The 11,077-nt window shown below is 40.1% G+C and carries 11 protein-coding genes, 1 tRNA gene and 1 pseudogene; 6 read left to right on the plus strand and 7 right to left on the minus strand.

Going from position 1 to position 11,077, the window contains the following annotated elements; genetic code table 11:
* A pseudogene (locus VLB74_RS07570) lies at positions 1-479 on the plus strand (DUF5686 family protein); the annotation flags it as partial.
* Here VLB74_RS07570 and VLB74_RS07575 read toward each other — a convergent pair.
* Positions 476-805, minus strand: coding sequence for a DMT family transporter (locus VLB74_RS07575; protein ID WP_325202852.1), 330 nt, complete (start codon positions 803-805; stop codon positions 476-478). The pseudogene VLB74_RS07570 and the gene VLB74_RS07575 overlap by 4 nt on opposite strands.
* Before the next feature lie 174 nt (positions 806-979).
* On the opposite strand from VLB74_RS07575, the gene asnS reads away from it, so the two are divergent.
* The 3 genes from asnS (at position 980) to VLB74_RS07590 (ending at position 4,583) form a co-directional block, all read left to right on the plus strand.
* Entirely contained in the window at positions 980-2,413 is a 1,434-nt protein-coding gene (asnS, locus tag VLB74_RS07580; protein WP_325202853.1) for an asparagine--tRNA ligase, read from the plus strand.
* A gap of 86 nt (positions 2,414-2,499) precedes the next feature.
* Positions 2,500-3,966 (plus strand): RNA polymerase factor sigma-54, encoded by a 1,467-nt coding sequence (gene rpoN / locus VLB74_RS07585; protein WP_325202854.1) that lies wholly within the window; start codon positions 2,500-2,502, stop codon positions 3,964-3,966.
* A 2-nt stretch (positions 3,967-3,968) separates the two neighbouring features.
* Complete coding sequence (locus VLB74_RS07590; RefSeq protein ID WP_325202855.1) at positions 3,969-4,583, plus strand: hypothetical protein; 615 nt, start codon at positions 3,969-3,971, stop codon at positions 4,581-4,583.
* Here the strand turns inward: VLB74_RS07590 and VLB74_RS07595 are convergent.
* From VLB74_RS07595 to VLB74_RS07615, 5 genes are all read right to left on the minus strand, one after another.
* Positions 4,578-5,261 (minus strand): porin family protein, encoded by a 684-nt coding sequence (locus tag VLB74_RS07595; protein ID WP_325202856.1) that lies wholly within the window; start codon positions 5,259-5,261, stop codon positions 4,578-4,580. The genes VLB74_RS07590 and VLB74_RS07595 overlap by 6 nt on opposite strands.
* Before the next feature lie 67 nt (positions 5,262-5,328).
* A tRNA-Ser gene (locus tag VLB74_RS07600) sits at positions 5,329-5,415 on the minus strand.
* Between the two features lie 60 nt (positions 5,416-5,475).
* Complete coding sequence (locus tag VLB74_RS07605; RefSeq protein ID WP_325202857.1) at positions 5,476-6,504, minus strand: asparaginase; 1,029 nt, start codon at positions 6,502-6,504, stop codon at positions 5,476-5,478.
* Complete coding sequence (locus VLB74_RS07610; RefSeq protein WP_325202858.1) at positions 6,494-7,630, minus strand: 1-acyl-sn-glycerol-3-phosphate acyltransferase; 1,137 nt, start codon at positions 7,628-7,630, stop codon at positions 6,494-6,496. Before VLB74_RS07610 ends, VLB74_RS07605 begins: the two co-directional genes overlap by 11 nt.
* Before the next feature lie 61 nt (positions 7,631-7,691).
* A complete protein-coding gene (locus VLB74_RS07615) occupies positions 7,692-8,471 on the minus strand; it encodes a TatD family hydrolase (RefSeq protein ID WP_325202859.1) in 780 nt (259 codons plus the stop codon).
* A 156-nt stretch (positions 8,472-8,627) separates the two neighbouring features.
* Between VLB74_RS07615 and VLB74_RS07620 the strand changes: the two genes are divergently transcribed.
* The gene (locus tag VLB74_RS07620; protein WP_325202860.1) at positions 8,628-9,065 is read left to right on the plus strand and encodes a retropepsin-like aspartic protease; all 438 of its coding nucleotides are present in this window, start codon (positions 8,628-8,630) and stop codon (positions 9,063-9,065) included.
* Position 9,066: 1 nt separating this feature from the next.
* On the opposite strand, the gene VLB74_RS07625 is transcribed toward VLB74_RS07620, so the two are convergent.
* Positions 9,067-10,281 carry a TCR/Tet family MFS transporter gene (locus tag VLB74_RS07625; protein WP_325202861.1) on the minus strand — a complete coding sequence of 405 codons (1,215 nt, stop codon included), beginning with the start codon at positions 10,279-10,281 and terminating at the stop codon, positions 9,067-9,069.
* A 119-nt stretch (positions 10,282-10,400) separates the two neighbouring features.
* Between VLB74_RS07625 and VLB74_RS07630 the strand changes: the two genes are divergently transcribed.
* Positions 10,401-11,077, plus strand: a 677-nt coding sequence (locus VLB74_RS07630) for a hypothetical protein (RefSeq protein ID WP_325202862.1), incomplete at its 3' end; no start/stop codon positions are given.

Below are 11,077 nucleotides of genomic sequence, written 5' to 3' on the forward strand. Positions count from 1 at the left end.
TCGACGGTCAAAAAACCAGCTTCCTTGTTCAAGCAGGTATTGCTGTGGGAGATACTCCCATAACGCATCTTTACAGTATTTCTCCAAACAGCATAGACCGGGACCATGTTTTACAACGTATCAACTTTGCCGGTAAAAACAGTTTTGAAACCATGCGTTTTAACGAATTTTTCTCGAGCGAATACATTGCACTTCACTTTAAGCACGCTTTCCGAAAAGTCAACCTGTTTAAAAAAGTCAAACCCACTTTTGTGGCCGTAACAAGAATGGCATTAGGAAATTCGAGAGAACAGAGTAATCATCAGGGTTTTGATTATAAGACATTGGAAGACGGCTATATGGAATCCGGTCTGGAACTTAACAACATTTTCAGAGGATTGGGGCTTTCCGGATTTTACCGTTACGGCGCAAACGGATTACCCGAAGTGCAGGACAACATCTCCATCAAAATCAGTTTTGTCCTTGACTTGGGATTCTAATGCGACGACACAAATTTCAATCCGACTATAGAAGCGATTAAGGTAGTCAGAAAGAAAACACGCCAGAAATCAGCAGGTTCTTTGAACACGAAAATCCCGACCAAAACAGTACCCACGGCACCAATACCTGTCCAAACAGCATATGCAGTCCCAATAGGCAATGTTTGTGCAGCCTTGTACAACAGCACCATACTGATGGTCAGACAAACAAAGAAACCTACCATCCATAAGTTAGAAACGGTTCCTGACGTTTCCTTGGCTTTTCCCAGACAAGAAGCGAAACCCACTTCAAAAAAACCTGCAATAATTAGTAATATCCAATTCATCTGAACTAAAATTAAGTTGAATGCAAAGATAACATTTGACAGCCGAATCTTTTGCAAAAACTGAACTTTAAAAGATACATTTACTACTCCTTTTTACTACATTTGCAGGCATTTAATTTTTTATTTATTGAAAATTCAATTTTTACAAATAATTGAATAAAAAACAATTTAGAAATGAAACATACTAAAGTTAAAAACCTGCTAAACAGTACTCCGGGATTACATGAAGTAAAAGCAAAAGGTTGGGTTAGAACATTTAGAAACAATCAGTTTATAGCGTTGAACGACGGTTCGACCATCAATAATATTCAGTGTGTGGTTGATTTTGAAAACACGCCTGAAGAAACCCTAAAAAGAATCACAACCGGAGCGGCAGTAAGCGTTAAAGGTCATTTAGTGGAAAGTCAGGGTGCAGGACAAAATGTGGAAATTCAGGTTTCGGAAATCAAAATTTTAGGAGATTCCGATGCAGAAAAATATCCGATGCAGCCTAAAAAACATTCTTTAGAATTCCTTAGGGAAAATGCCCATTTGAGAATCCGTACCAATATGTTTGGAGCCATCATGCGTGTGCGTTCCACCTTATCTTTTGCGGTGCATCAATATTTCCAGGAAAAAGGATTTTTCTATGTAAACACGCCAATCATCACAGGTTCGGATGCAGAAGGAGCCGGAGAAATGTTTAAGGTTACTGCTTTACCTTTCGACGGAACACCAAGAACAGAAGAAGGCAAGGTAAACTACAAAGAGGATTTCTTCGGAAAAGAAACCAATCTGACAGTTTCAGGACAGTTAGAAGGGGAAACTTATGCTATGGCATTGGGTCAGATTTACACATTCGGACCTACCTTCCGTGCTGAAAATTCAAACACTTCCCGTCACTTGGCGGAATTCTGGATGATCGAGCCGGAAGTTGCTTTCAACAACCTGGCAGACAACATGGATTTGGCGGAAGATTTCATCAAATACGTAATCAAATATACGGTTGACAAATGTGGCGACGACTTGAAATTCTTAGAGCAACGACTAATCGAGGAAGAGAAATCAAAACCACAGGCAGAACGTAGCGAAATGGCCTTGTTAGAGAAACTGAACTTTGTTATGGACAACAATTTCAAACGTGTTTCTTATACGGAAGCTATCGACATTCTGAAAAATTCAAAACCGAACAAGAACAAAAAATTCCAGTACCTGATTGAAGAATGGGGTGCTGATTTACAAAGTGAGCACGAGCGTTTCCTTGTAGAAAAACACTTCAAATGCCCTGTAATTTTATTCGATTACCCGGCAAAAATCAAAGCGTTCTACATGCGTTTGAACGAAGATGGAAAAACCGTTAGAGCGATGGACATCTTATTCCCGGGAATCGGAGAAATCGTGGGAGGCTCTCAAAGGGAAGAACGTTATGATGTTCTTTTGGAAAAAATGAAAGCTTTAGGAATCGACGAAAAAGAATTGTATTGGTACCTTGACACCAGACGTTTCGGAAGTGCCGTTCACTCCGGATTTGGTTTAGGTTTCGAGCGTTTGGTACTGTTCGTAACCGGAATGACCAACATCCGCGACGTAATTCCGTTCCCAAGAACACCACAAAACGCCGAGTTTTAATAAAATTTAGTTTATAGTTTACAGTTCCAAGTTTCAGGTTTTTTATTAACTTTAGACTTGGAACTTTTACATCAAACCCCCTGTAAATGCTCAAGCAGAATCTACAATTTAAGTTATCCCAAAAATTATCCCCTCAGCAAATCCAACTGATGAAGCTGATTCAATTGCCCACACAGGCTTTCGAACAACGTTTAAAAGAGGAATTGATTGAGAATCCCGCATTGGAATCCGGCAAGGAAGAATCCCTGGAAAATGATGACTATGAAGCGGAAAATGATTACGATGACTATGATGATTTTGACAATGAGAAAATTGATGCCGATGAAATCAACATCGATGAGTACCTGAGCAATGACGAAACCCCTGATTACAAACTTCAGGCAAACAATTACAGCGATGATGATGAAGACAGAAGCCTTCCTATTGCCGCTCCGATAAGTTTTCATCAGGATCTGATTAATCAATTAAATACATTCATCCTGACAGAGGAAGAACGCGAAATAGCCGAATTCCTGGTAGGAAGCATTGATGATATTGGGTATATCCGAAGAAGCGTGCAGGACATTGTTGACGATATGGCCTTTACACAAGGTCTTTACACCGACGAGAAAAATGTAGAGCGTATTCTGAACATCATCCATCAGCTGGAGCCTGCAGGTGTTGGCGCGAGAGACTTACAAGAGTGTCTTTTACTACAACTCCGACATAAAACCCCGACAGATTCTGTAAGCTTGGCCATCTCGGTAATTGATCAGCATTTCGAAGCGTTTACAAAAAAGCATTACGACAAATTACTCCAAAAATTTGATGTTTCACAGGAACAATTGCGCAAGGCGATTGACGAAATCGAAAAACTGAATCCGAAACCCGGAGGTTCTTTCGAAAGCAGTTCCAAAACCATTGAACATGTAGTTCCTGATTTCGCGATACGAGTGGTGGATGGTGAGTTACAACTGACCCTAAACGGAAGAAATGCTCCCGAATTGCACGTATCCAAAGACTATCAGGAAATGCTGCAAACCTATAAGGATTCGAAAGAAAAATCGAATTCCCAAAAAGATGCCGTGCAGTTCATCAAACAAAAACTCGATTCTGCCAAATGGTTTATTGATGCCATCAAACAACGAAACGAAACCCTATTGGTAACCATGAATGCTATCATGCATTACCAGCAGGACTATTTTATAGACGGAGACGAATCAAAGTTAAAACCGATGATTCTGAAAGACATTGCCGATATGGTAGGCCTTGACATTTCTACCATTTCCCGCGTTGCCAACAGCAAATACGCGGAAACGCCATATGGTACAAAACTGATTAAGGAATTCTTCTCTGAAGCCATGAAAAATGATCAGGGTGAGGATGTTTCTACCATAGAAATCAAGAAAATCCTAAAAACAGTCATTGAAGAGGAAGACAAGAGAAAGCCCCTTCCGGATGATAAATTAGCCGAAATCTTAAAAGAAAAAGGCTATCCGATCGCACGAAGAACGATTGCAAAATACCGCGAGCTGATGGACATTCCAGTGGCGCGCATGCGAAAAAAAATATAGGCATGGATCTAAAAAAGATACTTCCGTTTTTCTCCTATCTTTTTCATCCGTTGTTCATTTCGGTATATGCCGCCTTATTTTATTTTTTTGTCACCAAATCTTTTTTCTATCCTTACGAAATCTACCTTATTCTGTTTCAGATATCTATTCTGACAGTGTTTTTACCGATTTCAATGTATTTCCTTCTGAAATCGTTGGGTCTGGCTAAATCAAGCATCATGCTGCATGAAAAAAAGGAACGTCGACTGCCTCTGGCGTTTCAGGCCATGTTTTACCTGGTTCTTATCCAGCACAGTTTTTCGACGGTGGCAGTTCCCGAATTATACTATTTTTTCCTAGGGGCATTGATAAGTACGCTTTTAACGTTGTTGCTGATTGTATTCCGCTTTAAAGCCAGCATACACATGATTGGAATTACAGGTATTACGCTTTTCATCATGGGAATTTCCATCCATTACGGAATACCATTTGTTAGCCTTACCGCATTTTTTATTGTTTCCATCGGTTTGGTGGCTTCTTCCCGATTGTACATGCAGGCGCATTCCATGAGGGAATTGTTAGTCGGCATAATCATTGGAGCGCTTCCGCAAATAGGCCTTTGGTATTTTTGGCTATAGGATGTAAAAAATGAATCCAAAGTTAAGATCGGCCAATTTTGAGCCTTCTTTGAAAATCGGGTTCAGACCATAATACACATGAAGGTTCCAGGTATTGTACCCTGCCGAAACATAAGTCCCGTATTGCCATCTGTTGACATTATCAATAATATCATCGGTATAACCTCCATATGATTCGGAATCCAGCCTTACATTGGCATTAAAAATATAACGTGCTTTAAATCCGGTATAGACCCTCCAAAATTTATGACTTTTTATTGGTGCGTTCCGCCAACGAACCTCTAAAGGAATTTCAACACTATGAGTAATGATACGAGTCTCAATATCTTCAGGGATAGCCGGTTGATTTTCCAAAAAAAGATCATCCGTACTGATAAACTGTTTAATATTGGTATAAGAATAACCTACACCGGGCGCAATTGCCCAATGCCTATTTTTTGTTATCGGAAAATCCCGTAAAAACCCGCCCGTAAAACAGGGAGAAAATGAAAACTGCTTGAACCCGTTCGAGCTATTTTGAACAATATTATAACTTAATGAAATATAAAACTGATCTTCCCTAAAAAGCGAATCCGTTACCTTAATGGTTTCTATTTTTGCCTTGTCTTCTTCATTCCCCTGTGAAAAAACACACAAAGGAGCTACTACAAATAAAGCCAATAATAAAAATTTATTCATATAGTTATAATTTCCGTACTAAGGTAAATAAAAAAAGGCAATCCCTAGATTGCCTTTATACTTTTCGCAGAGAGGAAGGGATTCGAACCCTCGATACAGTTACCCATATACAAACTTTCCAGGCTTGCTCCTTCAACCACTCGGACACCTCTCTAAATTCTGACTGCGAAATAACGACTTTATTTTGTTTTTTCGAAGTTTTATTTGATTTTTTTTACGTTAATTCCCCACGTATTGCTGTTTCGAAAACCGTTTTAAAAACTGCCGGTGACACTTTCTGCCCTAACAGATACATAAGCTTTGTAACTGCCGCTTCCGTTGTGATATCACGACCCGAAATCACACCAATTTTCTTCAGATGCATTCCGGTTTCATACTTGCCCATATTTACGCTTCCGCCGGAACATTGCGTGACATTAACTACATGAAGCCCGTTTTTTATTGCTTTTTTCAGAATGGAAATAAACCAGGCTTCTGTGGGCGCATTGCCTGAACCATAAGTCTCCAAAACAACCCCTTTCAGATCCGGAATCTGTAAAATGGCCTGAAAAACGTTTTCATTAATCCCCGGAAACATTTTCACGACCGCAACATTGTCATCGAAACCTTTATTTACTTTTAGTTTTTTACCTGCCGTTTTTTTCAGCAATAAATCACTATTTACTTTTAAATCGACGCCCGATTCTGCCAATTCCGGATAATTGGGCGAGGCAAAAGCATTGAAATGTTCGGCACTTATTTTAGTTGTGCGGTTTCCGCGGTATAATTTATATTCGAAGTACAAACCAACTTCGGTTACCATTGGCTTGTTTTTGTTATGTAACGACGCAATCTGAATGGCTGTAATCAGATTTTCTTTGGCGTCTGTACGCAAATCCCCTATTGGCAGCTGTGACCCTGTAAAGATTACCGGTTTGGCCAAATTCTCTAACATGAAACTCAACGCCGATGCCGAATACGACATTGTATCCGAACCATGCAAAACCACGAATCCGTCAAACGCATCGTAATTCTCCTGAATCGCTTCGGCAATCGCTTCCCATTTTTCGGGATTCATATTGGACGAATCGATAGGCTCGTTAAACGAAAACGTTTCGATGTGGCAATCCAGCAGTCTTAATTCCGGAATATTATGCAGTAATTCGTCGAAGTTGAATGCTTTAAGTACGCCGGTTTCTGAATCTTTAACCATTCCAATAGTACCACCGGTGTATACCAACAGTATTTTGGGTTTATTCGACATTTTGGTATTTCAGTTTATTGACAACCGGATTGGCGTACATGGCAAGGAAACTTTCGCGAAGGGTGTCTTTCTCACTTCCCAAACGCATTTCCAGACGACGCTCGAAAAGCTGTTTTTCTTTTTCAGTGTATTGGTTCGCAAATCGGTTATCATTGTTAAGCAGATCGTATGCAATAAAATTCGTCGGCCACAACTTGTACGTCGATAAAATGGAATCATCGATTACCTGCGCAAGAGCCTGAATCTGCTTGTTGTTATTGTCATTTTCGGCTGCAATTTTGTCCAATTCGGTGTCCAAAACATCGCCTACGTGAATATGAATTCGTTTTTTCTGTCCGATGATTCCACTGATTAACGTGATGAAATCCTCATTTTTCTCTTTGATATAAATCTCATCATTGGCTTCTGCCATGATTTGAGGCATCTTTAAAGCGTCGGTCGGATCGTATTCATACGAAATTGAAACCGGAACCACTCTGATTTTCTTGAAGAAATCCATCAGATTTGCCTCGTCCGAAGCCATGGCCAACATTTTCAAAACACCCTGATGGGTTGCATCATTCCCGTCTTTGGTTCTTCCTTCGCGTTGCGCTATCCACACCGATCGATTTTCATTAGTCAACAGATGATACATGAATTCCGACATCAGTTTTGAACTTTGAAGCAATTCTCTTGGAGGCAGGCCTCGCTTAACCAAAAAGTTCCTGTTCAGCTTGGAAAGCGTTAACAAAAAAGATTTCTGTACCAGATTATCTCCAATAGCCGAAGCTGTCATAATCATACCGTGATCAAAAAGGCTGACATTCAACAATGAAGTATCCAAAATGATGTCGCGGTGATTGGAAATAAAAAGATAAGAAGTATTCGGATCTAATTTTTCGAAACCGGAAGTTGTCAGACCATCCGAACTGCGCTCTAAAACACGCTGAATGGACTGATAAATAAAGTTGACCTGAAAATCGCGAATCGAATGGGTACGTTTTAACTGTTCCATCCAAACGGATTCTTCCACATCCGGAAAAGTAAAGCTCATCAAGGCCTTCATCATGGGGTGATGGGCTACACTTTGAATGGCTGCATTTACTTCGCTGTCATAAAACTGGCGTATCGAGTCGAACTTTGGCATTAGTTATTTTTTACAATCCACAAAAGAACGAAATTTTTATGAATGAAATCTTATTTCTTTATTAAATCCCGAAAATTTCACGGGAATTTTCGGTTGTGATCCGTGCAATTTCTTCAATCGGCAACTGATAGATTTTGGAAAGTTTTTCAGCTACCAATTTTACATAACTGCTTTCATTGCGTTTTCCGCGATGAGGAACCGGCGCCAAATAAGGTGAATCCGTTTCCAAAACAATATGTTTGATATCAATCTGATGTAAAAACTGATCGATTTTTCCGTTTTTAAAAGTTACCACACCACCGATTCCCAATTTCATATTATAGGAAATCGCTTGTAGCGCCTGATCATAGGTTCCTGAAAAACAATGAAAAATTCCGAACAGCTCGGTTGATTTTTCCAGTTCCAAAACCTCAAATATTTCATCAAAAGCATCGCGGCAGTGAATATTTATAGGCAACTTATACTTTTTTGCCCATTGAATCTGTTTTTGAAATGCGATTTTCTGAATATCCAACGTTGTTTTATCCCAATACAGATCAATCCCAATTTCACCGATGGCCGTAAATTTACGTTTGGCCAATTCTGCTTCCACGTGAGCTAACTCTTTTTCATAATTCTCTTTCACATAACACGGGTGCAATCCCATCATCAGGAAAATATTCTCCGGATATTGTTTTTCCAGATCGTACATTTTCTGTGTATAGGAAGCATCGATGGCCGGAATGAAAAATCTTTTGACGCCATTTTTCAGGGCTCGTTCAATCATTTCACTTCTGTCTTCTGCAAATTCTTCAGAATACAAATGGGTATGCGTATCGGTAAAAATTAAGTTTGGTTCCAAAATTCGGATTTGAATGTTTCAGGCTGCAAAATTACGAAGATTGTTTCATTCTATCCAGAGATTAAAGGCAAAGATCTACTTATAAAATAATACATTTATGTTGGGTGAATCCGAATCTTTTGGAAAAGACTGCGATTAATTGATTATTTTTGAGTTATGGAAAATTTGCACGAAGTACTCAAAAAGAAAGGCTACAAAAAGATCAAATTCAAAGTATCCAAAACCCAGCACCTTTTGATAAAGGCAAAAATAAACGGTGTTTTGGGCGATTTCATTTTGGATACGGGCGCTTCCAACAGCTGTATCGGATTTGACAGCGTTGAACATTTCAACTTAATTGCAAAAGACTCCCCCACAAAAGCGGCCGGAGCCGGAGCGACCGGAATGTATACGCAAATGGCTACTGACAATCTCTTACAGCTTTCCCATTGGAGGATAAACGATTTTTCATTGGTTATTTTCGACATGAGTCACGTTAACATGGCACTTCGTCAATACAAAGCCAAACCGGTACACGGAATTATTGGTGCCGACATTCTTCTGAGAGGAAAAGCCATCATCGACTATTACAATCATTATGTTTATCTGAAATAAATCAGAATTTACTTTTCAACGTTTTATAAGCCACTACACTACTGATAATCATCAGAATTCCTCCCAGGATAAAATGCGCACCGGCAAATTTAAATGGCGCTTCGTCATGGGTGAAAAAATAAAACGTATTAGCCATCAAAGGAGGGCCGATGATAGATGTGGCGCTCATCAGACTGGCCAATGTCCCCTGTATCTCTCCTTGTTCCGAAGACGGCACGGTAGATGAAATCACCGACTGTAATGCAGGACCCGCAATACCCCCCAAACAATACGGAATCAAAAATACCATCATCATCCATCCCTGCGAAGCGAAAGCAAAAAGAAACATTCCCACAGCATAAAGGAACAAACCAAAATAAATACTTCGGTTATTTCCCAACTTCGGATTTATCCAACGAATCAATCCGCCCTGAACGATTGCCACAAGCAAACCGATTACCCCTAATGAAATTCCGACCATTCTTTCGTTCCAGTTAAAACGGTACATCGTGAAGTAAGTCCAATTGCTCTGCACTGCATGTCCGCCAATGTAAACCAACACCAACGCAATGACCAACCCTATTAAGGACGGATATTTTTTCAGGTTTAAAAAGGCACTTATAGGATTGGCTTTTTTCCAGCTGAAACTTCTCCTGTTTTCCTTTGACAAGGATTCCGGAAGTATGAAATAACCGTATAAGAAATTAATCAGGCAAAGCACGGCCGCAGCGTAGAAAGGAATTCGGGAACCATATTCTCCCAAAACACCTCCGATGACAGGCCCTATTATAAATCCTAACCCGAATGCTGCTCCAACCATACCAAAATTCTTGGCCCGATTGGTTTCATCACTAACATCGGCGATATAAGCCGTGGCTGTTGTAATGCTGGCACCCGGCAGACCCGCGAGAATCCTTCCGACAAACAACCAGCCTATCGATGGCGCGAAAGCCAGCAAAAGGTAATCCAATGCAAAAAAGAAAAGGGAGGACAGGATGATGGGACGCCTTCCGAATTTATCACTCAGATTCCCCATCAGCGGTGCGAATAAAAACTGGGTTATTGCATAGGCAAACGTAAGCCAGCCACCATAACGGGAGGCTACGCTAATATCCCCCTGAATCAATTCTTCAATCAGTTTCGGGATTACCGGTATAATAATTCCCCATCCGATGATATCGATCAGCATCGTTATAAATATGAACCCCACCGCGGCCGATTTCTTATTCGCTTTCATAATCTGTTTTAAAAAAGTAAACCTACAAAAATCCTTTCTGAAAAACCAACGGACACCAAAAAGCTTTCAAACATTTAGGCCTACATCTGAAATGGTTATTTTTCAATTTTTTCTTACGATTGAAGTATATTTACTACCTTTATCTTCTTAAAAAATTACCTGCTAAACTTTTAATTATGACAAAAAAAATATTTTTCGCCGTTCTATTACTGATTAGTTTTTTTGGCAGTAGCTACGGTCAAACGTGCAATGGTGCTGTTCCAATTGAGATTTACACCTATTCAATTACTACTACCAGCGCTACGTTTTCCTGGCCTGCCTTAGCAATGGATGGACAGCAGTGGGAAGTTTTAATTCTTCCGGCAAATGCTCCTGAGCCTAACAGCACAACGATTCCAACCGCTCCTACTTTTGGCGGTCAATTTACCGCTACAGGGCTGATGTCTTGTTCCTCCTATAAGTTTTATGTAAGAACTGTTTGCTCCCCTGGCAACGTCAGCGTCTGGTCTATGCCAATATATTTTACGACTATAGGAACTACAGCCTGTCCTTTCTCAGTGACCATAAGTGCCACACTAGATATTCCAACAAGCAATTTATTCGCCAATATAAATAGCGGCACCGGTCCTTTCACTTATCAGTGGAGCCTTAACGGAAATCCGATCCCCGGGGCGACCAGCCAAAATCTTTTTATTAATGGCCAAGGTGGAACCTATCAGCTTACGGTAACTGATTCCACTAACCTGACAGTGACTGCCTCCATAACCATTCAAGGAATCACCATTATAGCGAATAA

Origin of the sequence: Flavobacterium sp., from assembly GCF_035456225.1 — a bacterium.
Classification (GTDB): Bacteria; Bacteroidota; Bacteroidia; order Flavobacteriales; family Flavobacteriaceae; genus Flavobacterium.

Excerpts from the sequence above, each read along its gene's own strand:
- VLB74_RS07575 (WP_325202852.1), bottom strand. The coding sequence starts at position 805 with ATGAATTGGATATTACTAATTATTGCAGGTTTTTTTGAAGTGGGTTTC.
- asnS (WP_325202853.1), top strand. The coding sequence starts at position 980 with ATGAAACATACTAAAGTTAAAAACCTGCTAAACAGTACTCCGGGATTA.
- rpoN (WP_325202854.1), top strand. The coding sequence starts at position 2,500 with ATGCTCAAGCAGAATCTACAATTTAAGTTATCCCAAAAATTATCCCCT.
- VLB74_RS07590 (WP_325202855.1), top strand. The coding sequence starts at position 3,969 with ATGGATCTAAAAAAGATACTTCCGTTTTTCTCCTATCTTTTTCATCCG.
- VLB74_RS07595 (WP_325202856.1), bottom strand. The coding sequence starts at position 5,261 with ATGAATAAATTTTTATTATTGGCTTTATTTGTAGTAGCTCCTTTGTGT.
- VLB74_RS07605 (WP_325202857.1), bottom strand. The coding sequence starts at position 6,504 with ATGTCGAATAAACCCAAAATACTGTTGGTATACACCGGTGGTACTATT.
- VLB74_RS07610 (WP_325202858.1), bottom strand. The coding sequence starts at position 7,630 with ATGCCAAAGTTCGACTCGATACGCCAGTTTTATGACAGCGAAGTAAAT.
- VLB74_RS07620 (WP_325202860.1), top strand. The coding sequence starts at position 8,628 with ATGGAAAATTTGCACGAAGTACTCAAAAAGAAAGGCTACAAAAAGATC.
- VLB74_RS07625 (WP_325202861.1), bottom strand. The coding sequence starts at position 10,281 with ATGAAAGCGAATAAGAAATCGGCCGCGGTGGGGTTCATATTTATAACG.